The sequence below is a fragment of the Rubrimonas cliftonensis genome (assembly GCF_900107585.1).
GTDB classification, from domain to species: domain Bacteria; phylum Pseudomonadota; class Alphaproteobacteria; order Rhodobacterales; family Rhodobacteraceae; genus Rubrimonas; species Rubrimonas cliftonensis.
In genome coordinates, this window is the sequence record NZ_FNQM01000005.1 from 50,636 (window position 1) to 71,041 (window position 20,406).

A 20,406-nucleotide genomic window follows, 5' to 3' on the forward strand; every position below is an offset into this window, starting at 1 on the left:
CGCCCGGGGCCATTTTGTGTTCGCGCCGGAGTTCCGGCGCCGCCTGATTCGCGCCCCGGATTTTTCCGGTGGCGTGTAATGTTGGCCCCGTTGCCTCAGAGCCTGTCTCAAGTCGTCAGGGGAATCCCTATCCGCTTGACTTCCCATACTAACTGAACGCCCGTGGTTTCCAAAACCTTACCGCGAACGATTTCTCCCAAATTTTCCAGATCGGCTGCGGTGGCGTCGCCGGTGTTGACCAGAAAGTTCGGGTGCATGGGCGACATCCGGGCGCCGCCGAGGGTCATCCCGCGACATCCTGCGTCATCGATCAGCTTCCAGGCCTTCATCTCGTGGGTGTCGTCGGCGTGTCCCGTCGAGCTGAAGCCGGCGGGGTTGCGGAAGGTCGAGCCGGCGGTGCGCTCGCGCACCGGCTGGCTCTCGGCGCGGCGCTTCAGCAGCGCCTCCATGCGGTCGAGTATCGCCTCGGGCGCGTCGGGGCGGCCGTCGAAGCCCGCCTCGATGAAGATGAGGTCGTCGGGCAGGCCGCAGTCGCGGTAGCCGAACGCCATGTCCTCGGGCGCCAGCGCGACGCGCCGACCCTTGCGGTCGATGGCGACGGCGCCGGTGAACACGTCCGCCACATAGGCGCCGTAGCAGCCGGCGTTCATGCGCACCGCGCCGCCGACGGCGCCGGGAATGGTGCGCAAAAACTCCAGCCCCGAGATCCCGTAGCTGGCGGCGGCCTTGGCGAGCTGCGCGTCGAGCAGCGCCGCGCCGGCGCGCAGGCCGGTCTCGCCCTCGCGCCTGAGCGCGTTGAAGCCGCGCCCCAGCCGGATCGAGACGCCCGGCACGCCGCCGTCGCGCACGATCAGGTTCGAGCCGACGCCGAGCACGGTCACGGGGATGTCCGGGGCGAGGGCGGCGAGGAACTGCGACAGGTCGTCGGCGTCCTCGGGCTGGAACAGCACCTCCGCCGGCCCGCCGACGCGCAGCCATGTCAGCTCGTCCAGCGGGCGCATCGGCGTCAGCGCGCCGCGGGCGCGGGGCAGGCTGGCGAGCAGGGCCAGCCCGTGCAGACCCTCGCCGGCCCGTGTCGCCGCGGCCTCCGGCTCAGCCATGGGCCGCCTCGATCTCCATCCACTCCTCAAGGCATGTCCCGATGGGCTGGTCCAGCGGCGCGAAGGCGGGGCGGGCGGTCACGCGCGCCAGCCAGGCCGCGACGTTGGGCGTGGCCGGCGGCGCGCCGTGCGGCAGCAGCAGCGCCCGCCGCGCCGAGATCGCCGGCCCGATGTCGGCGAAGGAGAAGCCGCCGCACAGGTGCTCGCGCCCCTCCAGCGCCCGCTCCAGCACCGCCACGCGCGCCGCAAGCGCCGCGGCGGCGTGCTCCAGCATCGAGATGTCCTGCAGCGCCTTCGGCGTGCGCACGGTCGGGAAGAACAGCGCGGCGACGGCAGGGTAGAGCGTGGCGGTGTTCCACGTCGTCCACTGGTCGGCCAGCGCGAAGTCGGCCTCGTCGGTCCACAGCGCGCCATGGCCGTAGGCGCGCGCCAGATAGCGCAGGATGGCGTCGGACTCGAACAGCACCAGCTCGCCGTCCTTCAGCGTCGGGACATAGCCGTTGGGGTTGATCGCGCGATACGCCGGGTCGTCCATGCCGCCGAAGCCGCCGCCGACGCGCACATGCTCGAACGCCAGCCCCAGCTCGCGCAGCGCCCAGAGCGCCTTCTGGACGTTTGACGAGTTCTTCCGGCCCCAAAGCGTCATGCTCATGCCGCGCGTTCCTTCTCCAGCGCCTCGGGCAGCCCCTGCGCCCAGGCGGTGATTGATCCGGCGCCGAGGCAAACCACCATGTCGCCGGGGCCGGCTTCGGCGGCGACGAGCCGCGCGAGGTCGTCGGGCCCCTCGATGGCGCGCACGCCGCGATGGCCATGGGCGCGCAGTCCGCCGCAGAGCGCGTCCCGGCTGACGCCCGGCACCGGCGCCTCCCCGGCGGCGTAGACGTCGGCGATCGCCACCACGTCGGCGTCGTTGAAGCAGGCGCAGAACTCGGTGAACAGATCCTGCAGGCGGGAGTAGCGGTGCGGCTGGTGCACGGCGATCAGCTTGCCCTGCGTGGCGGCCCGCGCGGCCTTGAGCACGGCGGCGATCTCGACGGGGTGGTGGCCGTAGTCGTCGATGATCTCGGCGCCGTTCCACGCGCCGACGCGGGTGAAGCGCCGCCGCACGCCCTTGAAGCCCGACAGCCCCTTCGCGATGGCCTCGTCGCCGATCTTCAGCTCGCGGGCGACGGCGAGGGCTGCGAGCGCGTTGAGGACGTTGTGCTCGCCGGGCATGGGCAGGGCGAGGCCCTCCATGCGCTCGTGTCCTTCGGCCGTGCGGATCACCACGTCGAAGCGGTTGGCGCCGTCGCGCCACGCCATGTTCTCCGCCCGCACGTCGGCCTGGCGCGAGAAGCCGTAGGTGACCACGCGGCGGTCGTCGATCTTGCCGATCAGGCTCTGCACCTCTGGGTGGTCGATGCAGCAGACGGCCAGCCCGTAGAACGGGATGTTGGAGACGAAGGTGAGGAAGGCGTCGCGCACGCCGTCGAAGTCGCCGTAATGGTCCAGGTGTTCGGGGTCGATGTTGGTGACGATGGCCACCGTCGCCGGCAGCTTGACGAAGGTGCCGTCGCTCTCGTCGGCCTCCACCACCATCCAGTCGCCGGCCCCCAGCCGCGCGTTGGAGCCGTATGCCTGGATGATGCCGCCGTTGACCACCGTGGGGTCCATGCCGCCGGCGTCGAGCAGGGCGGCGACCATCGAGGTGGTGGTGGTCTTGCCGTGGGTGCCGGCGACGGCGACGTTCTGGCGCAGGCGCATCAGCTCCGCCAGCATCTCGGCCCGCCGCACCACCGGCAGCGCGCGCGCGCGGGCCGCGTCCAGTTCGGGGTTGCCGGGCTTGATGGCCGAGGAGATCACCACGACCTTCGCGGCGCCGAGGTTCTCGGCGCGCTGGCCGATGTGGACCGTCGCGCCGAGCGCCCGCAGGCGCTCGATGATCGGGCTCTCCTTCAGGTCGGAGCCCTGCACCTGATAGCCGAGGTTCAGCAGCACCTCGGCGATGCCGGACATGCCGATCCCGCCGATGCCGACGAAATGCAGCACGCCGATGTCGAGCGGCAGGGCTGTGGTCATCATGGGGCTTCTCCCTCGATCCGTTCTCCCGCGGCCAGCCGCTCCACGAGTTCGGCCAGCCGGTCCGCCGCGTCGGGCCGCGCCAGCCGCGCCGCCGTCGCCGCCATCGCCGCCAGTTCGGCGTCGTCGGCCAGCAGCTGCGCGAGCCTGCCCGCCAGCGCCTCCGGCGTCAGCGCGTCCTCGGCGATCACCACCGCGCCGCCGGCCTCGGCCAGCGCCCTCGCGTTCGCCGTCTGGTGGTCGTCCATCGCCGCCGCGTATGGCGTCAGGATGGCGGGCCGGCCCATGGCGCACAACTCCGCGACCGTGGACGCCCCGGCGCGGGCGATGACCAGATGCGCCGCCGCGAGCCGCCCCGGCATGTCCGCGAAGAAGGGCGCGACCTCCGCCGTCACGCCGTGCAGCGCCGCGCGGGCGGCGTCAAGATCCTCCGGGCGGGCCTGCAGCGTCACGCGCAGGCGGGCGCGCAGGCGTTCGGGCAGCAGCCGCAGCGCGGCCGGCACGACGCGCGCGAAGAGCGCCGCACCCTGGCTGCCGCCGAATGCGAGCAGCTCGATCGCCCCGTCGCCGGGCGGGGCGTAGCGCGCGCGCGCCGCGAGGATCGCCGGGCGCACCGGGTTGCCCATGCGCAGCAGCCGCGCGCCCGGCGGCGGGTTGCGCAGCGGCCATGTTCCGCAGGCGACCGCGCCCACCCGCGGCGCGAACAGGCGGTTGACCCGGCCCAGCACGCCGTTCTGCTCGTGGATCAGCCGCGGCAGGCCCAGCGCCCAGGCGGCCGCGAGCGCGGGAAAGGCGGGGTAGCCGCCGAAACCCGCGACGCAGGCCGGGCGGTCGGCGCGCATCCAGCCCCAGGCCTGCGCGGCGCCCTTCAGCAACGTCAGCGGCGCGCCGAGCCGCGTCAGCGCGCCGCCCTGCGCCGTCGTCGCCGCCGCGGCCTCGCGCTTCGCGACCTCGGGCGGGAAGCCGTCCGCGTAGCGGGCGCCGCGCGCGTCGGTCGAGAGCGTCACCCGCCAGCCGCGCGCCAGCATCGCCTCCGCCAGCGCCTGCGCAGGGAACATGTGCCCGCCGGTGCCTCCGGCTGCGATGACCAGCAGCGGCGCGCTCACGCGACCGCCCCTAAGGCGGAACCCGCGCTCACAGCTGGCCCTCCGACCGCGCGCGCCGCCGCGTCAGCGCCAGCAGCATCCCAAGCGTCAGCCCGGTCGCCACCAGCGAGGAGCCACCATAGGAGATCAGCGGCAGTGTCATGCCCTTGGCGGGAAAGAGGCGTATCGCCACGCCCATGTTGACGATCGCCTGCATCCCGAACTGCGCCGCCAGCCCCACGCCGGCGAGTCGGATGAACATGTCCTCCTCCCGCAGCAGCCGCAGCACCGAGCGCCCGACGATCGCGAGGTAGAGCACGATGATCAGCAGGCAGAGCGCCAGCCCGTACTCCTCCGCCGCCACCGCGATGATGAAGTCGGTGTGCGCGTCGGGCAGGCTCCATTTCACCGTGCCCTCGCCTACGCCGACGCCGAACAGGCCCCCGGTCACGATGGCGTCGGTGGCGTAGCCGATCTGGGTCAGCGGCTCGGCGTCCGACAGCAGATAGCTGTCGATGCGCGAGGCGAAATGGCTCGACGCGCCGTAGGCGACCACGCCGGCGCCGATCACCAGCCCGCCCAGCCCGATCAGCAGCAGGATCGGCGCGCCGGCGACGAAATACATCATCCCCCAAGTCGCGACGATCAGCGTCGCCTGGCCGAAATCGGGCTGCAGGGCCAGCGTCGCCGCCACCGCGGCCGTCACCAGAAGCGACAGCAGCGCCCCCGGCGGGCCGTTGGGGTGCGCCGACGCGGAGAGCAGCCAGGCGGCGAACACCGCGAACACCGGCTTGAGGAACTCCGAGGGCTGGACGGAGAGAAACCCCAGCGACACCCAGCGCACCGCGCCCTTGCCGAAATCCGTGCCGTAGAACGGCAGCAGCAGCACCGCCGCGAAGCCCGCGCCGAACGCCAGCGCGCTCAGTCGCCGGAGCTGGCGCGGGGTGGCCATCGACAGCGTGACGATCGTCGCGAAGCACAGCACGCCGAAGAACGCCTGCCGGGTGACGTAGTGAAAATGCGGCAACCCGTTCTTGGCGGCCAGTGGCGGCGAGGCGGCCAGACCCAGCACCATCCCGATCAGGAACAGCCCGCCGGCCGCCCAGAGCGTTCCCTGATCCACCGTGCGCCACCACCGCCCGAGGATGGACGCGTCGCGGCCGGGCGACGCGCCGAGCGCCATGGTCCTCATCGCGGTCCCTCCTCGCCGTCCGTCTGCCCGCCGTCCGGCTCGGCGACGACCGCCTGCGCGAGCGCGGCGAACGCCTCGCCGCGCGCCTCGAAGTCGCGGAACTGGTCGAAGCTGGCGCAGGCGGGGCTGAGCAGCACCACGTCGCCCGGCTCGGCCTCCGTCGCCGCGCGCGCCACGGCGGTCGCGAGGTCGCCGCACAGCTCATGGGGCGTGGCGCCCAGCGCCGCGGCGAAGTCCTGCGCCGCCTGCCCGATGAGATAGGCCTTGGCCACCCGCCCGAACAGCGGCGCTAGCGGCGCGATCCCGCCCTCCTTGGGCACGCCGCCGGCGATCCACCGCACGCGCTCGAAGCTCAGCAGCGCCTTCTCCGCGGCGTCGGCGTTGGTGGCCTTGCTGTCGTTGACGAAGCGCACGCCGTTCCGCTCTCCGAGAAGCTGGAGGCGGTGGGGCAGGCCGGGGAAGCTGCGCAGCCCCGCCTCGATCGCCTTCGGCCCCAGCCCCAGCACGCGGGCCGCGCCATAGGCGGCGCAGGCGTTCTGGTGGTTGTGGGCGCCGATCAGGCCAGGGCAGGCGCGCAGGTCGAGCGCCGCCGCCTGCTCGCCGCGCCGCCGCTCGGTGAGGAACGCCCTGTTCATGAAAACCGACCAGCCGGGGCCCCTCAGCCGCGCGCCGCTGGCGATCTCGATCAGCCGCGCGCCCTCGGGGTCGGCCTCGCGCGACTGCGCGGCTAGGAAGCGCCCGTGGCGGTCGTCCACGCCGATGACGCAGGCCGAGGGCGCGCCCAGTTCGAACAGCCGCCGCTTGGCCGCGAAATAGCCGCCCTCGCCGCCATGGCGGTCGAGGTGGTCCGGCGAGAGGTTGAGAAACACCGCCACGTCCGGCGCCAGCGCGCGCGCGAGCTCAAGCTGATAGGACGACAGCTCCAGCACCACGGTCTCGCCGTCCGCCAGCGGGTCGAGATCGAGCACGCCGCGGCCGATGTTGCCGCCCATCTGCACCGGTCGGCCCGCGCCCCGCAGGATGTGGGCGATCAGCGCGGTGGTGGTCGACTTGCCGTTGGAGCCGGTGACGGCGACGACGCGCGCCTCGGCGTCCGTCATCGCCATGCCGCGGAAAAAGAGGCCCACGTCGTTGTCGAGCTGCGCGCCGGCGGCCTGCGCCTGCGCCACGGCCGGGTGCGGCGCGGGGTAGAGGTGCGGTACGCCGGGCGAGACGACGAGCAGCCCCATGCCTTTGCGCCAGGGCCCCTCCCGCGCGAGGTCTTCCACCGCGAAGCCCTCGGCCTCGGCGGCGGCGCGGCCGGCCTCGCCGTCGTCCCAGCACACCGGCGTCGCCTGCCCCGCCGCCAGCGCGCGCGCCGTCGCCAGCCCCGAGCGGCCCATGCCCAGCACGCCGACGCGCCGGCCCTCGTATCCGCGGACGGCGATCACCGCAGCTTCAGCGTCGCCAGCCCGATCAGGGCGAGGATGACCGAGATGATCCAGAAGCGGATGACGATGGTCTCCTCCCGCCAGCCCTTCTTCTCGAAGTGGTGGTGGATCGGCGCCATCAGGAACACCCGCCGCCCGGTGCGCTTGAACCAGAACACCTGGATGATGACGCTCATCGCCTCCGCCACGAAAAGCCCGCCGACGACGCCGAGCACGATCTCGTGCTTTGTCGCCACCGCGATGGCGCCGAGCGCGCCGCCCAGCGCCAGCGAGCCGGTGTCGCCCATGAACACCATCGCCGGCGGGGCGTTCCACCACAGAAAGCCCAGCCCCGCCCCCATCAGCGCCGCGGCGAAGATGGCGATCTCGCCGGTGCCGGGAACGTAGTGCAGTTGCAGGTAGTCGGTGAAGTCGGTGCGGCCGACGACATAGGCGATGGCCCCCAGCGTGCCGCCGGCGATCATCACCGGCATGATCGCGAGCCCGTCGAGCCCGTCGGTCAGGTTCACCGCGTTGGCGCTGCCCACGATCACCAGCATGGCGAAGGGGAAGAACAGCACGCCCGCGTCGATCAGCGCGTCCTTGAACACCGGCAGCGCGATGCGGCCCGAGAGCGCGTCCGGCTGGAGCCACGCCGCCCAGACGCTCGCGCCGAGCGCGATCGCCAGCCCCAGCAGGAAGCGCGTGCGCGAGGACACGCCCTTCACCGAGAATTTCGTGACCTTGGCGAAGTCGTCCCAGAAGCCGATGGCGCCGAAGCCCAGCGTCACCAGCACCACCAGCCACACGAAGCCGTTGTCGAGCCGGCTCCAGAGCAGCGTCGAGAGCACCAGCGCGCCCAGGATCATCACGCCGCCCATGGTGGGCGTGCCGGCCTTGGCGACGATGTGGCTCTGCGGGCCGTCGTCGCGGATCGGCTGGCCCTTCTTCTGCATCCGCCTGAGCGCGCGGATCACGGCGGGGCCGAACACGAAGCCCAGCACCAGCGCCGTCATGAAGGCGCCGCCCGCGCGAAAGGTGATGTAGCGGAACAGGTTGAACAGGTCGCCGCCTTCCGACAGCGGGACAAGCAGGTGATACAGCATCAGGTCTCCTCCGGGGCGGATGCGTCGCGGGCCTGCCCCAGGGCTTTCACGGCGCGCACGACGGCGCCCATCTGCACGGTCTTGGAGCCCTTGACCATGAGCACGTCGCCGGCGTCGAGCATCCGCTTCAGCCGGTCGGCGGCGGCGCGGCTGTCGGGGAACCAGCCGCCGGCCTGCGCCTTGGGCAGCGCCGCATGCAGCGCGCGCATGCGTTCGCCCACCGTGAACACGAGATCAACCTCGCCCAGCGCAGGGTGGTCGGCGATGCCCGCGTGCAGCGCCGTCTCCTGCTCGCCCAGCTCCATCATGTCGCCGAGGCAGGCGATCCGGCGGCCGCGCGCGATGCGGCCCACCCCGTCCTCCACCGGCGCGGCGGCGAGCACCTCGAGCGCCGCGCCCACCGAGGCGGGGTTGGCGTTGTAGCTTTCGTCGATCAGCTCGATCACGCCGTCGCCGTCGGGGCCGACATGCACCCGCCAGCGCGCCCCGCGCCCCTCCGGCGCCCGCCAGGCCGCCAGCGCCAGCGCCGCGCGGGCCAGGTCTGCGCCCGCGGCCTGCGCCGCCGCCAGCGCGCCGACCGCGTTCAGCGCGAGGTGGCGGCCCGGTGCGCCGATCTTGAAGACGAGGTCAAGCCCGCCGACGCGCGCCTCCACCACCGTCGCCGGCCCGCGAAGCTGCGCGGAGACGAGCCGCGCGTCGCAGCCTTCGCCCTCGCCGAAGGAGACGATCTCCAGCCCATGCGCCCGCGCCGCGCCGGCCAGCCGGTCGAACCAGCGGTTGTCGCGGTTGAGCACCGCGACGCCGCCGGCCGCGACGCCCTCGAAGATCTCCGCCTTCGCGTCGGCGACGCCCGCCTCGTCGGCGAAGTTGCCGATATGGGCGGCGGTGACGGTGGTGATCAGCGCCACCTCGGGCCGCGCCAGCCGCGACAGCGGCGCGATCTCGCCGGCGTGGTTCATCCCCATCTCGATCACGAGGAACCGCGCGTCGCGCGGGCTGCGCGCCAGCGTCAGCGGCACGCCCCAGTGGTTGTTGAAGCTGCCCTCCGGCGCATGGGTCGCCGCCTGCGCGCTGAGCATTGCGCGCAGCATCTCCTTCACGCCGGTCTTGCCGACCGAGCCGGTGACGCCGATCACCCGCGCCTCCGGCGCCAGCCGCGCCCGCGCCGCAGCGGCGAGGCCGCGCAGCCCCTCCAGCGTGTCGCCGACCATCAGCAGCCGGCCCGGCGCGGCGAAGCCGTCGGGCGGATGGGAGACCAGCGCCGCCGCCGCGCCCTTCTCCAGCGCGTCGCCGACGAAGCCGTGGCCGTCGCGCGCGTCGCCCTTCAGCGCCACGAACAGCGCGCCGGGCGCAAGGCTGCGCGTGTCGATGGAGACGCTCGTCGCCGCCCAGTCGCCGTCGACGCGCCCTCCTGTCGCCGCCGCCGCCTCCGCGGCGGTCCAGAGCGCGTCGCTCCCGCCGCCGCTCATGGCGCGTCCTCTCCGTCAAGGTCGCTTTCGATGTCCGCGTCCAGCCCGTCGAGCGCCGCCACGGCGGCGCGCGCGGCTTCGGCGTCGTCGAAGGGCGTGACCTCGCGCCCGACGATCTGGCCGGTCTCGTGGCCCTTTCCGGCGATCAGGAGGCGGTCGCGCGGCCCCAGCGCGTCCACCCCGCGCAGGATCGCCTCGGCCCGGTCGCCGACCTCCTCCGCCCGCCCGTCGCCCCCGCAGCCCGCCAGCACCGCGGCGCGGATGGCGGCGGGGTCTTCCGAGCGCGGGTTGTCGTCGGTGACGATGACGACATCGGCCCGCGCCGCCGCGGCGGCGCCCATCAGCGGGCGCTTGCCGGCGTCGCGGTCGCCGCCGGCGCCGAACGCCACGATCAGCCGCCCCGGCGTGTGCAGCCGCAGCGCGTCGAGCGCGGCGGCCAGCGCGTCGGGCTTGTGCGCGTAGTCGACATAGATCCTCGCGCCGTTCGCCCGCGTCGCGACATGCTCCATCCGCCCGCGCACGCCGACGAGCCGCGGCAGGGCGGCGAAGACGGCTCCGGCCTCGGACCCGGCGCCGATGGCCAGCGCCGCCGCCGCCAACGCGTTCGCGCCCTGGAAGCCGCCGATCAGCGGCAGCTCGACGCTGTGTTCGCGGCCTTCCCACGAGAAGCGCGCGGTCTGGCCCTCGGCGTGGAAGCTGGCGTCGAGCAGCCGGAGTTCGGCGCCCTCGGCGGTCCCGACGCGGATCGCGCGCAGGCCGCGGGCCGCCGCGATCTGCGCCGCCACCGGCGCCAGCGGGCTGTCGGCGTTGATCACCGCCGCCGCCCCCGCCGGCAGCACCTCCGCGAACAGCCGCAGCTTGGCGCTCGCGTAGTCGGCCATGTCCGGGTGGTAGTCGAGATGGTCGCGCCCGAGATTGAGGAACGCGCCCGCCGCCAGCCTGACGCCGTCGAGCCGGCGCTGGGCGAGGCCGTGGCTGGAGGCCTCCATGGCGCAATGCGTCACGCCTTCGGCCGCCATCGCCGCCAGCGCCCGGTGCAGCGAAATCGGCTCGGGCGTCGTCGCCGCGAGCGCGGCCGTCACCGCGCCCTCGACGCCGATGGTGCCGAGATTGGCCGCCCGCAGCCCCATCGCCGCCCAGAGCTGGCGCGTGAAGCTCGCCGCCGAGGTCTTGCCGGCGGTGCCGGTGACGGCGACGACCGTGCCGGGCTGCGCGCCGAAGAACCGCGCCGCCGCCAGCGCCAGCCGCCGCCGCGGATCGGCGTCCACGATGAAGGGGACCGGGAAGCCGCCGACGTCCTCGCGCGCCCGCAGCGCGCCGTCGAGGCTGCAGATCACCGCGACCGCGCCCATGCGCAGCGCGTATTGCGCGAATTCCGCGCCGTCGAGCGCGCCGCCCTTCAGCGCGGCGAAGACGAAGCCGGGCTTCGTCTCGCGGCTGTCCACGCACAGGCCCGCCACCGCCGCCGAGGGGTCGGGCGCGGGGCCGAGGATCAGGCCGTCGCAGAGGCCGAGGCTGTGGAGTGTCGCCATCGGGCCCTCATCCGCCATTGGCCGCGAGCAGCGCGCCCGGCGCCGCGCCCGCGGCCGCATCTGGGAAGCGCGGCTTCAGGCCCAGCAGCGGCGCGAGCCGGCGGATCGCCTCGCCCGCGGCCGGGGCGGCGATGGCGCCGGCGGTGCGGCGCGGCTTCGGCCCCGTCGTGTCGGCGCCCTCGTCGATGGACAGCACGAGCACATAGGCGGGGTCGTCGATCGGGAACACGCCCGCGAAGGTCGCCAGCGTGCGCTCGCCGTCGTAACCCGGGCCGTTGCGGTTCAGCTTCTCCGCCGTGCCGGTCTTGCCGCCGACCGGGTAGCCGGGCGCGTCGGCGCTGCGCCCGCTGCCGCGGGTGACGACGGCGCGCAGCACCTCGCGCATGTGCTCGGAGGCGCGGGCGGAGAGCACGCGCGCCTCCTCTCCCGGCGGCGCGGCGTCCGGGTCGAGCGTGGGGCGGACGCGGAAGCCGCCGTTGACGAGCGCGGCGTAGGCCGCGGCCAGATGCACCTGGCTGGTGGAGACGCCGTAGCCGAAGCTGACCGTGATGGTGGAGACCTCCGACCAGCGCTTCGGCAGCTTCGGCGCGCCGAGCCCGGCCTCGGGCAGCTCCAGCGTCGAGGGCTCGGTGATCCCGATGTCGCGGAGGAACGCCTGGTAGGGCGCAGCGCCCACGGCCAGCGCGACGCGCGCGGTCGCCACGTTGGAGCTCTTGGCCATCACGTCGGAAATCGCCATCTCATCGGGCATCCGGTAGTAGTCGCGGAAGCGGTGTCGGCCCCACACCAGCGGCCCCTTCGCGTCGATCATGTCGTTCATGCCGATCACGCCGCGGTCTAGCGCGAGCGCCGCGACGAACGGCTTGAACACCGAGCCGAACTCGTAGACGTCCTGCGCCGGGCGCACCCTCATGCGCGAAGCCTCGTCGGGGTCCGCCAGCGAGGGCGGGGCGTTGGGGTCGAAGTCGGGCAGCGAGACCAGCGCGGCGACCGCGCCGGTGCGCACGTCCATTAGCGTCGCGAAGACGGCGCTGGCGTTGGTCGCGGCGCGGGCGGCCTCCAGCGTCTCGGTCAGCGCCGCCTGCGCGCGCAGGTCGATGGACAGGCGCAGCGGCGCGCCCTCGCGGGCGGGGTCGCGCAGCGCGGCGTCATGCTGAAGCTCCACGCCCGCGCGGCCCAGCACCTGCGCGCCGCGCACGCCCTCCTCGCCGGCCCGCGCGCCGCCCAGGACATGCGCCGCCATCCGGCCGGCCGGATAGACCCGCACCTCCCGCGCCCCGAAGTAGAGGCCCGGCAGGCCGAGGTCGTGGAGCGTTTGGCGCTCCTCGGGCGTCACCGGGCGCTTGATCCAGGCGAAGCGCCGCCCGGCGGTCAGCCTTTCGCGCAGCGCGTCCTCGTCGAGGCCGGGCAGGGCGGCGGCGATGCGCCCGACGGCGGCGCCCGGCGCGTCCATCTCGTGCGGGTGGGCGTAGGCCGACCACGCCGGCAGGTTCATCGCCAGGGGACGGCCGGCGCGGTCGACGATCTCGGCGCGCTCGGCGTAGACCGGCCCGGCGTCGACGCTGCGCGGCTCAACAGGTTCGGCGAGCGCCAGGCTCGCCATGCGCAGCGCGACGGTGAGAAACCCCATCGCAAAAACGCCCGCCACCAGCGCAAGGCGCCACTCGGCCTGCGCCGAGGGCGTCTCCTCCTCCCGGCGGCGCTGCGCCGCCCCGCTGAGCAGCGCCGCAAGCGGCTCAGGCGTCGTCAGCGGCAGGCGCCCGCCCGGCCTAGCGTCGGGGCGCGCTTCGGGCCCCATTTCGGGGCGATCCGCGATCCGCGCGTCGCGGGTTCCGGGGTCGCGCAGGGTCATGGCGCGGCCTCCGGGGCCATGAAGACCGCGGGATCCGCCCGCGCCCAGAACGCCTCGGGCGGCGGCGTGGGCAGCGCGTCGAACGCCGCGAACGCGTCCGCCGAGAGCGGCGCAAGCGCCAGCTCCGTCCCGTTCGCCGCGGCGAGCCTGCGCAGGCGGTCGGGCGCGGAGAGGTGGGCGATCTCGGCGCGCAGCACCACGATGGCCTCGCGCTCGCGCCGGATCTCGCCGCGCAGGGCGGCGACGCGGTCGAGCCCCGCCTGCGCGGCGTAGTTGACCCGGTAGGCCCACACCGCGCTGGCGGCGACCATCGCGGCGGCGGCGAAATAGAGCGGCCCCCTCATGGCGCGCCCCGCGCCGAACGCAGGCCCATGGCCGCGAGGTCGAGCGTCGGCGCACCCAGCATGGCGGGTTCGATCGGCCCCGCCGGCGCGCCGGTGCGCCGCGCCGCGCGCAGCTTGGCCGAGCGCGCGCGGGGGTTTCGGCGCAGCTCCTCCTCGCCCGGCCCCTCGGCGCGGCGCGTCAGCAGCTCGAAGCGCGGCGCGTCGGCTGTCGTCTCCGGGGCGTGGCGCGAGGCGCGCGGGGCCCGACCGCCGCGCAACTGGAGGAATCGCTTCACGATGCGGTCCTCGAGCGAATGGAACGTGACCACCGCGAGCACCCCGCCCTCGCCGAGCGCGCGCTCGGCCGCCTGCAGCGCCTCGGCGAGCTCGCCCAGCTCGTCGTTGACCGCGATGCGCAGCGCCTGGAAGCTGCGGGTGGCCGGGTGGATCTGCCCCGGCCGCTGGCGCGGCAGGGCGCTCGCCACCACTTCGGCGAGCCGCGCGGTCGTCTCGATCGGCGCCTCGGCGCGGGCGCGGGCGATGGCGCGGGCGACGCGGCGCGCGGCGCGCTCCTCGCCGTACCAGTGCAGGATGTCCGCCAGCGCGGCCTCGGTGGCCTCGGCCACGAGGTCGGCCGCCGTCGGGCCCTCCGCCTCCATCCGCATGTCGAGCGGGCCGTCGCGCATGAAAGAGAAGCCGCGCCCGGCCGCGTCGATCTGCATCGAGGACACGCCGACGTCGAGCGTCACGCCGGCCAGCGCCGCCACGCCGCGCTCGGCCGCCACCGCGTCGAGCCGCGCGAAGCGGCCCTCCACCAGCGCCAACCGGTCGCCGTAGCGGCCGGCCCACTCGGCGCCCCGTGCGATGGCCTCGGGGTCGCGGTCGATGGCGATCACCGCGTCGGCGCCGTTCTCCAGCAGCGCGGTCGCATAGCCGCCGGCGCCGAAGGTGCCGTCGAGATAGACGCCGCCGCGCTCGGGACGCAGCGCCTCGATAACCTCATCGAGCAGCACCGGCGCATGGAGGCCCCGCGCGGCGGCCTGCGCACTCTCATGATCGGGGGCCGTTCCGGAGGTTCGCGAAGCCGTCGGCCCGTCCTGCGGCCCGTCCTGCGCCCCGTTCTCCGGGCCGCTCACGCCACGCCGCCGTTGGCATGGCCCGCGTCGGGCTTCGGCGCCGCGCTCCACTGGAGCCGGTTGAAGTTCTGCGCCGCAAGCGCGCGCAGCGCCGGCAGCCGCTCCTCGTAGACCTCGGGGCTCCAGATCTGGAAGGTCCGGCCCAGTCCCGCGAAGAGCACTGTGTCGCCGGAGAGGCCGGCGGCGTCGCGCAGATCCTGCGTCAGCACGATGCGGCCGGTGTCGTCGATCTGGATCTGGCGGGCTTCCGCGATCAGCCGCGTCTGCAGCGCATAGGTCACCTCGTCGAGCGGCGCCATCTGCTCCAGGCTCTCCACCATGCGCTCGAACTGGGACATGCTCATGCCGTCGAGCGCAGGCTGGTCGCGCATCGCGGGGATGAGGATCACCGTGGGGTCGTCCTCGCGGTAGAACACCTTGCGGAACGGCGCCGGGATCGAAACGCGCCCCTTCGCGTCGATCCTGTTCTTCACATTTGACGAGAAGAACCGCATGGTTTCGCCGACCTCGGCCCTTCTCGAAAGCGAAACGGGTCACGCGCCGATCAAAGCGCGCGACCCGTCCGACTGCCCCAAGCATCGACTTCGCGCCTCGCCGCCTTGTCGGCGGTCGTCCCGTCCATCGACCGAGCCGAACCGGTCGCCTGTTTGACCTGCCTCTGTCTTTTCTTGGCTGATCCCGTTGGCTCAAGTCATGGTATGACATGGGATGGCATGGGTTGCAAATGGATTCTTGCGCCACTCTGTGGATAACCCCGTGGATCGTCTCGCGGATTCACGGGAGAGATCGAATAGAAATGATCGCATTGTAACGATTAGCGAGTTTGTTCATCATAAGTTCCTTTCATATTCCAATTATGTTCGTTTGCCATGTTATCCCATGGCTCGCCATGCGATCCCGCCGAATGTGGAGAAGTTCCATGGGGCGGTTGAGCGGCGAGGTCCCCGACGGCGCCGCGGGGGCCGTGGGGAGCGTCGCGGGCGGATTCGCGCATCGTCAGGCCGGCGCCGTTTGACGCGGGCGCGATTGTGAACCGGGTCGCCCCATGCTACCCGCCAAGCGCCCTTAGACCTGACCGGAGCCAAACCCATGGCCGACAGCATTCCCAACGGCGGCGCACAGCCGCAGCAGCTCAACCCCCAAGTGTCCCTGCTCGCGCAGTATGTCCGCGACCTCTCCTTCGAGAACGTCGCGGCGCAGAAGGGCGGCGCGCAGGACGGCCGCCCCGACATCAAGGTGGGCGTGAACCTCGACGCCAGCCCGCGCGGCGACGACCGCTACGAAGTGACGATGAAGCTCAACGCCAAGGCCACCGCGGGCGACGCCACGGTGTTCGCGGTGGAGCTCGACTATGCGGGCGTCTTCACCGTAACCGGCGTTCCCGAGACGCATCTGCGCCCGTTCCTGCTGATCGAGTGCCCGCGCATCCTGTTCCCCTTCGCCCGCCGGGTGATGGCGGACGTCACGCGCGACGGCGGCTTCCCGCCGCTGATGCTCGACCTCATCGACTTCGCGCAGATCTACAAGCAGGAGCTCGAGCGTCGCCGCGCCGCGCAGGCCGCCGCGCCCGCGCAGGCCTGACAGACCCCTTCCCGCGCGCAGGCGGAAGCGGCCGGGACCGTCGCGGCGACGCGGCGGCCTGTCGCTTTACGGGTTCCGGTCGGGCGGCCCTGTCCGCGGGCGGTCAGCCGCAGCCTGCGGCGGCCCTGTCGGCGCGTGCAGGAGCCGCGCCCGGCGCGGCGCTGCGTCCGATCCAGCGGCGCGCCCAGCTCACCGAGTCCGCCCAGGCGTGTCTGAAGCGGCCGTCGACCTCCAGATTGGCGAGCGCGGGCCCCGCATAGGGCAGGGCGGCGAGCGCCTCCCAGGGCAGCGAACCCTCGCCTGGCGGCAGGTGCAGATCGCCGAAGCCGAAGGCTAGCGCGTCGCCCCGCGTCCAAGGCCTGAAGGTCGCGGGGCGGCCGAAGCTGTCATGGACGTGCAGGTGCCGCGCATGGGGGGCCAGCGCCGCGATGCACGCCATCGGGTCGACGCCCAGCGCGACGGCGTTCAGCCAGGAATGGCTGAAGTCGATCGTGGCGCCGACCCAGGGGCTTGCGACGGCGCACAGGGTCTCGGCGATCTCGTCGCCCGTCGCGGTGCGCTCGCCGGGCCGCGCCCACATCGTCTCCAGCGCGATCACGCAGCGCGCCGCGGCGGCGTCCTCGGCGAGCGCCGCCAGCGCGTCGCGCTCGCGGCGGCGGGCGTCGGCGAAATCCGCGCCGCGGCCGACCTGCGCCACCGTCGCGTGCTGCACCAGCACCCCGCAGCCCACCTCCGCGGCGGTCTCGAGGCACGCCCGCACGACCTCCGCCTGGAGCGGAGCCGCGGCCTCGGCGCCCAGATCACCTGAGAGCGGGCCGTGCAGCGTAATGGCGCAGCCCCGCCCTGCGCAGGCGCCGCGCATCATCGCAAGCGCCCGCGGCCGCACCCGGCCGTCGATCACCACGCCGAGCGCCGGCAGGAAGATCTCCACGCTGTCCACGCCCAGCGCCTCAGCCGCGTCGATCGCGGCGGGCAGGTCCGACAGCGTGTCGGCGGAATAGCCGAGGCTCAGGCCTACGCCGCGCAGGCCGGTGGCCTGTCCGGCCGCGTGTCGGTTCGCCGCGCCCGGGGGGCGCCCGTCCTCAGCCATCCAGCGCCTCGAGCCCGTCGATCATCTCCTCGATGACGGAAAGGCCCCTGCGCCAGAAACCCGGGTCGGCGGCGTCGAGCCCGAAGGGCGCCAGAAGCTCGCCGTGCTTCTTCGTGCCGCCGGCGCGCAGCAGGTCGAAATACTTGTCCTGGAAGCCAGCCATGCCGTCGCGGTGCACGGCGTAGAGCGCGTTCACCAGCCCGTCGCCGAAGGCATAGGCGTAGACGTAGAACGGCGTGTGGATGAAGTGCGGGATGTAGGTCCAGTAGGTCTCGTAGCCGTCGCCGAGGGTGATCGCCGGGCCGAGGCTCTCGCGCTGCACCGCCATCCAGATCTCGCCGAGCTGCTCGGAGGTCAGCTCGCCCTCGCGCCGCGCCGCATGCACCCGGCTCTCGAAACGGTAGAACGCCATCTGCCGAACGACGGTGTTGAGCATGTCCTCGACCTTGCCGGCCAGCAGCGCCTTGCGTCTGGTCGGGTCGGTCTCGGCGGCGAGCAGGCGCTGGAAGGTCAGCATCTCGCCGAAGACGCTCGCGGTCTCCGCCAGCGTCAGCGGCGTGCGGCTGAGCAGCTCGCCCTGCTCCGCGGCGAGGCGCTGGTGCACGCCGTGGCCGAGCTCATGCGCCAGCGTCATCACGTCGCGCGTCTTGCCCATGTAGTTGAGCAGGACATAGGGGTGCACGTCGGCGACGGCGGGGTGGGCGAAGGCGCCGGGGGCCTTGCCGGGCCTGGCGGGCGCGTCGATCCAGCCCTTCTCGAAGAACGGCTGCGCCAGCTCCGCCATCTTCGGCGAGAAGTCGGCGTAGGCGCCGAGCACGGCGTCGCGCGCCTCCTCCCAGGGGATCTTGCGGTCGTCGGCGTCGGGCAGGGGGGCGTTACGGTCCCAGAATTCCAGCCTCTCCAGGCCCAGCCACTTCGCCTTGATGGCGTAGTAGCGATGCGAGAGCCGCGGCAGCGCCTCCACCACCGCCGCGTCGAGCGCCGCGATGACCTCCGGCTCGACCTGGTTGGAGAGGTGGCGCACCGACTGGGGCGAGGGATACTTGCGCCAGCGGTCGTCGATCTCCTTCTCCTTCACCAGCGTGTTCATGATGAGGGTGAAGAGGCGCAGGTTCTTCCGGAACACCTGCGTCAGCGCGCGGGCGGCCGCCTCGCGGCGCGTGCGGTCGCCGTCGGACAGGCGGTTGAGCGTCGCCTCGAGCGACAGCGTCTCGCCGTCGACGTCGAACTCCAGCGCCGCGGTGGTCTCGTCGTATAGCCGCACCCAGGACGCGACGCCGACCACCGAGCGGTCGTGCTCGAACTTCTCCAGCTCGTCCGACAGCTGGTGCGGGCGAAACGCGCGCACGCGTTCGATCCAGGGCCGCCAGCGCGCCAGCGCCGGGCTGCCGTCGAGCAGCGTCTGCAGCGTGATCTCCTCCAGCCGGTTCAGCTCCAGCGTGAAGAATACGAGCGGCGTGGTGAGGTCGGTGATCGCGGTCTGCGCGTCGCCGAGCTGCTTGGCGCGGGCGGGGTCGACCGTGTTCTGCTGGTAGCGCAGGCTTACATAGCTCACGACGCGGCCGAGCCTGCTCTCGATGCGCTCATAGGCGGCGACGGCCTCCGCCAGCCCGGCGCCGTCGAGACCCGCGAGCCGGCCCTCGTAGCGCGCCGCGAAGTCGAGGCAGGCCTGCCGCGCCCAGTCGATGTCGGCCTTGAGCGCGGGGTCGTCCGGCGCGGCGTAGAGGTCGTCGAGCCGCCATTCCGGCATCGCCCCGAAAGCCGCGTCGGCGCCGTCGGCGGCCGGGGCGCGGGTCTGCATGTCGTCAGGGGCGAGGGCGTCGGGCAGGGTGGTCATGGCGACTCCGGCGATGTGGTCGGGCGGCGCGCTCGAGCGCGCCGCGGCTTGCGTCAAAGGTCGATTGGCGGCGGCGGCGGCGTCTCGTCCGGTTCGTCGGACGGCTCGGCGCGCCTGCGGATGACGATGTCGCCGTTCGGCAGGGTCTTGGGCGTCTCGTAGGCGTCGGGGTTGGCGATGACTGCGCCCAGCGCATCGGCCCAGGGGCCCGTCCGCTGCTGGAGCGCCTCGATGGCCTCGCGCGCGCTCTGGGTCATCTGGTCGATCGGCCCGCCGGGACGCAGCAGATCCTCAAGAAGCGCGCCGAGCGGCGGCTCGCTCGGGGCCGGGTCGTCGGTCCCCTGCGCCGCGGCGGGTCCGTGGAGCGCCATGGCGACGGCCGCCCCTGCGGCGAGGCTGCGCGCGGCTGCTGAGACGGTGCGATTCATCATGACGATGAGATGGGCCGGTTCGGGTGCTGGGTCAACGCGGCCGGGTGCGCCGGTTGCCGCCCGACGACGAAAAACGCCCCGCATGCCTTCATGCGGGGCGCTGGCTGTCGTCTTGCGTTCGAAGGCGGCGCCGAAGCGCCGCGGGTTCCGGTCGACTGCGGCGCCGAAGCGCCGCGGGACGTCACTCGACCGCGATCTCGACGCGGCGGTTGCGCGCCTCGCGCACGCCGTCGCCGGTGGCGACCGCGGGCTCGAGCTCCGAACGGCCGGCCTGCGTGATGCGCGACGGGTCGATGCCCAGCGAGATCATGCGGTCGGCGACCGAGGCGGCGCGGGCCTCGGAGAGGCGCTGGTTGTAGGTGACCGAGCCGACGGTGTCGGTGTGGCCGACGACCGAGATCGCCTCGGCGGTCGCGCTGACCGCGTTCACGACGTCGTCGATCACCGCGTTCGCGATGCCGTCGAGTGCGGAGCTGTTGAAGCCGAAGAACACCGTCAGGTCGGCGTCGCCGAGACCGGTGCAGGCAGACAGCGACGAGTTGTAGCGGTTGCGGGCCCCGGCGAGGTTGGTGCCGGGCGCCTGGTAGGTCTGCTCCACCAGGAAGTCGTAATGCGCGGCGAGGCTGGCGCACTCGGCCGGGCGCGCGGAGGCGTAGTCCGAGATCGCGCTCAGCGTCTGGGCGCGCAGGGCCTCCAGGTCGCCGTTCACGCCGTACTCGGCGGGCTGGAACAGCTCCGGCGGGTTGCCCGCGGCGGCCTGACGCGAGCGGTCCATGTAGACCGTCGAGTCGAGCCAGTTGACGTCGGTCTCGGCGTTGTAGGCCGCGAGCTGCTGGTAGGCGCGCGCCAGTTCAGCGTTGTAGCCGCTGCCGCCGATGCTCTCGCCAAGGAAGCCCTCGGCGAAGAACGTGTCGACCAGCGATCCGCCGTGAAGGTTGGTGCAGCCCGCCGTGCCGACAGCCGCGACAGCGAGAATAGCGCGGGAAATGTTTTTCATCCCTCTCTCCGTTCCGTTCCGGGGCGACCGTCGCCTGCCCCTTATGTGGTCTCTTGCCCTCGTCGGCCCGCCGGCCAAACCTGCATGTTCTCTTGCATGAAAGCGGAAAAGCCACAATCGCGAAGCGACTGGGAGATCAGCTTCGCGTGTGAGTTTGGTCGCTGCGTCGCAGAATGACAACACTGCGCGGGTCTGCGGAGCGCGCGGC

18 protein-coding genes are annotated in these 20,406 nt (G+C 73.2%); 1 reads left to right on the forward strand and 17 read right to left on the reverse strand.

The annotated features are described in order from the left end of the window. Positions 1-107: 107 nt before the first annotated feature. The 13 genes from murB to BLW43_RS10400 form a co-directional block, all read right to left on the reverse strand. Positions 108-1,100, reverse strand: coding sequence for a UDP-N-acetylmuramate dehydrogenase (murB, locus tag BLW43_RS10340; protein WP_093252846.1), 993 nt, complete (start codon positions 1,098-1,100; stop codon positions 108-110). After that, positions 1,093-1,752 (reverse strand): glutathione S-transferase family protein, encoded by a 660-nt coding sequence (locus tag BLW43_RS10345; protein WP_093252848.1) that lies wholly within the window; start codon positions 1,750-1,752, stop codon positions 1,093-1,095. The genes murB and BLW43_RS10345 overlap by 8 nt, the downstream gene beginning before the upstream one ends. Further along, positions 1,749-3,161 carry a UDP-N-acetylmuramate--L-alanine ligase gene (murC, locus tag BLW43_RS10350; protein WP_245731004.1) on the reverse strand — a complete coding sequence of 471 codons (1,413 nt, stop codon included), beginning with the start codon at positions 3,159-3,161 and terminating at the stop codon, positions 1,749-1,751. Before murC ends, BLW43_RS10345 begins: the two co-directional genes overlap by 4 nt. Then, positions 3,158-4,264, reverse strand: a complete 1,107-nt coding sequence (locus BLW43_RS10355; RefSeq protein WP_093252851.1) for a UDP-N-acetylglucosamine--N-acetylmuramyl-(pentapeptide) pyrophosphoryl-undecaprenol N-acetylglucosamine transferase — start codon at positions 4,262-4,264, stop codon at positions 3,158-3,160. Before BLW43_RS10355 ends, murC begins: the two co-directional genes overlap by 4 nt. A gap of 28 nt (positions 4,265-4,292) precedes the next feature. After that, on the reverse strand, positions 4,293-5,435 hold the full coding sequence (locus tag BLW43_RS10360; protein WP_093252854.1) for a peptidoglycan glycosyltransferase FtsW: 1,143 nt from the start codon (positions 5,433-5,435) through the stop codon (positions 4,293-4,295). Further along, entirely contained in the window at positions 5,432-6,865 is a 1,434-nt protein-coding gene (gene murD, locus BLW43_RS10365) for a UDP-N-acetylmuramoyl-L-alanine--D-glutamate ligase (protein WP_093252857.1), read from the reverse strand. Before murD ends, BLW43_RS10360 begins: the two co-directional genes overlap by 4 nt. After that, positions 6,862-7,950 carry a phospho-N-acetylmuramoyl-pentapeptide-transferase gene (mraY, locus tag BLW43_RS10370; RefSeq protein ID WP_093252861.1) on the reverse strand — a complete coding sequence of 363 codons (1,089 nt, stop codon included), beginning with the start codon at positions 7,948-7,950 and terminating at the stop codon, positions 6,862-6,864. The genes murD and mraY overlap by 4 nt, the downstream gene beginning before the upstream one ends. Then, entirely contained in the window at positions 7,950-9,419 is a 1,470-nt protein-coding gene (locus BLW43_RS10375; protein ID WP_093252864.1) for a UDP-N-acetylmuramoyl-tripeptide--D-alanyl-D-alanine ligase, read from the reverse strand. Before BLW43_RS10375 ends, mraY begins: the two co-directional genes overlap by 1 nt. After that, positions 9,416-10,951: a UDP-N-acetylmuramoyl-L-alanyl-D-glutamate--2,6-diaminopimelate ligase gene (locus tag BLW43_RS10380; RefSeq protein ID WP_425441173.1), complete on the reverse strand. Its 1,536-nt coding sequence runs from the start codon at positions 10,949-10,951 to the stop codon at positions 9,416-9,418. The genes BLW43_RS10375 and BLW43_RS10380 overlap by 4 nt, the downstream gene beginning before the upstream one ends. Positions 10,952-10,958: 7 nt before the next feature. Then, entirely contained in the window at positions 10,959-12,803 is a 1,845-nt protein-coding gene (locus BLW43_RS10385; protein ID WP_093252867.1) for a peptidoglycan D,D-transpeptidase FtsI family protein, read from the reverse strand. Further along, complete coding sequence (gene ftsL / locus BLW43_RS10390; RefSeq protein ID WP_093252870.1) at positions 12,800-13,147, reverse strand: cell division protein FtsL; 348 nt, start codon at positions 13,145-13,147, stop codon at positions 12,800-12,802. Before ftsL ends, BLW43_RS10385 begins: the two co-directional genes overlap by 4 nt. Beyond that, positions 13,144-14,139 carry a 16S rRNA (cytosine(1402)-N(4))-methyltransferase RsmH gene (gene rsmH, locus BLW43_RS10395; protein WP_245731017.1) on the reverse strand — a complete coding sequence of 332 codons (996 nt, stop codon included), beginning with the start codon at positions 14,137-14,139 and terminating at the stop codon, positions 13,144-13,146. Before rsmH ends, ftsL begins: the two co-directional genes overlap by 4 nt. A gap of 119 nt (positions 14,140-14,258) precedes the next feature. Beyond that, complete coding sequence (locus tag BLW43_RS10400) at positions 14,259-14,756, reverse strand: division/cell wall cluster transcriptional repressor MraZ (protein WP_093252876.1); 498 nt, start codon at positions 14,754-14,756, stop codon at positions 14,259-14,261. Positions 14,757-15,351: 595 nt separating this feature from the next. Here BLW43_RS10400 and secB point away from each other — a divergent pair. After that, positions 15,352-15,843, forward strand: a complete 492-nt coding sequence (gene secB, locus BLW43_RS10405; protein WP_093252878.1) for a protein-export chaperone SecB — start codon at positions 15,352-15,354, stop codon at positions 15,841-15,843. 103 nt (positions 15,844-15,946) lie between these two features. Here secB and BLW43_RS10410 read toward each other — a convergent pair whose 3' ends face one another. From BLW43_RS10410 to BLW43_RS10425, 4 genes are all read right to left on the reverse strand, one after another. After that, a complete protein-coding gene (locus BLW43_RS10410; protein ID WP_093252881.1) occupies positions 15,947-16,933 on the reverse strand; it encodes a sugar phosphate isomerase/epimerase family protein in 987 nt (328 codons plus the stop codon). Then, on the reverse strand, positions 16,926-18,770 hold the full coding sequence (locus BLW43_RS10415; protein WP_425441174.1) for a M3 family oligoendopeptidase: 1,845 nt from the start codon (positions 18,768-18,770) through the stop codon (positions 16,926-16,928). Before BLW43_RS10415 ends, BLW43_RS10410 begins: the two co-directional genes overlap by 8 nt. Before the next feature lie 53 nt (positions 18,771-18,823). Continuing rightward, positions 18,824-19,141, reverse strand: coding sequence for a hypothetical protein (locus tag BLW43_RS10420; protein ID WP_139284031.1), 318 nt, complete (start codon positions 19,139-19,141; stop codon positions 18,824-18,826). Positions 19,142-19,382: 241 nt separating this feature from the next. Continuing rightward, entirely contained in the window at positions 19,383-20,198 is an 816-nt protein-coding gene (locus tag BLW43_RS10425) for an OmpA family protein (RefSeq protein ID WP_175478845.1), read from the reverse strand. Positions 20,199-20,406: the final 208 nt, after the last annotated feature.

Bases quoted from the DNA above. Each gene is read 5' to 3' on its own strand.
- murB (WP_093252846.1), bottom strand. From the start codon at position 1,100: ATGGCTGAGCCGGAGGCCGCGGCGACACGGGCCGGCGAGGGTCTGCAC.
- BLW43_RS10345 (WP_093252848.1), bottom strand. From the start codon at position 1,752: ATGAGCATGACGCTTTGGGGCCGGAAGAACTCGTCAAACGTCCAGAAG.
- murC (WP_245731004.1), bottom strand. From the start codon at position 3,161: ATGATGACCACAGCCCTGCCGCTCGACATCGGCGTGCTGCATTTCGTC.
- BLW43_RS10360 (WP_093252854.1), bottom strand. From the start codon at position 5,435: ATGAGGACCATGGCGCTCGGCGCGTCGCCCGGCCGCGACGCGTCCATC.
- mraY (WP_093252861.1), bottom strand. From the start codon at position 7,950: ATGCTGTATCACCTGCTTGTCCCGCTGTCGGAAGGCGGCGACCTGTTC.
- BLW43_RS10375 (WP_093252864.1), bottom strand. From the start codon at position 9,419: ATGAGCGGCGGCGGGAGCGACGCGCTCTGGACCGCCGCGGAGGCGGCG.
- BLW43_RS10380 (WP_425441173.1), bottom strand. From the start codon at position 10,951: ATGGCGACACTCCACAGCCTCGGCCTCTGCGACGGCCTGATCCTCGGC.
- BLW43_RS10385 (WP_093252867.1), bottom strand. From the start codon at position 12,803: ATGACCCTGCGCGACCCCGGAACCCGCGACGCGCGGATCGCGGATCGC.
- ftsL (WP_093252870.1), bottom strand. From the start codon at position 13,147: ATGAGGGGGCCGCTCTATTTCGCCGCCGCCGCGATGGTCGCCGCCAGC.
- BLW43_RS10400 (WP_093252876.1), bottom strand. From the start codon at position 14,756: ATGCGGTTCTTCTCGTCAAATGTGAAGAACAGGATCGACGCGAAGGGG.
- secB (WP_093252878.1), top strand. From the start codon at position 15,352: ATGGCCGACAGCATTCCCAACGGCGGCGCACAGCCGCAGCAGCTCAAC.
- BLW43_RS10410 (WP_093252881.1), bottom strand. From the start codon at position 16,933: ATGGCTGAGGACGGGCGCCCCCCGGGCGCGGCGAACCGACACGCGGCC.
- BLW43_RS10415 (WP_425441174.1), bottom strand. From the start codon at position 18,770: ATGACCACCCTGCCCGACGCCCTCGCCCCTGACGACATGCAGACCCGC.
- BLW43_RS10420 (WP_139284031.1), bottom strand. From the start codon at position 19,141: ATGGCGCTCCACGGACCCGCCGCGGCGCAGGGGACCGACGACCCGGCC.
- BLW43_RS10425 (WP_175478845.1), bottom strand. From the start codon at position 20,198: ATGAAAAACATTTCCCGCGCTATTCTCGCTGTCGCGGCTGTCGGCACG.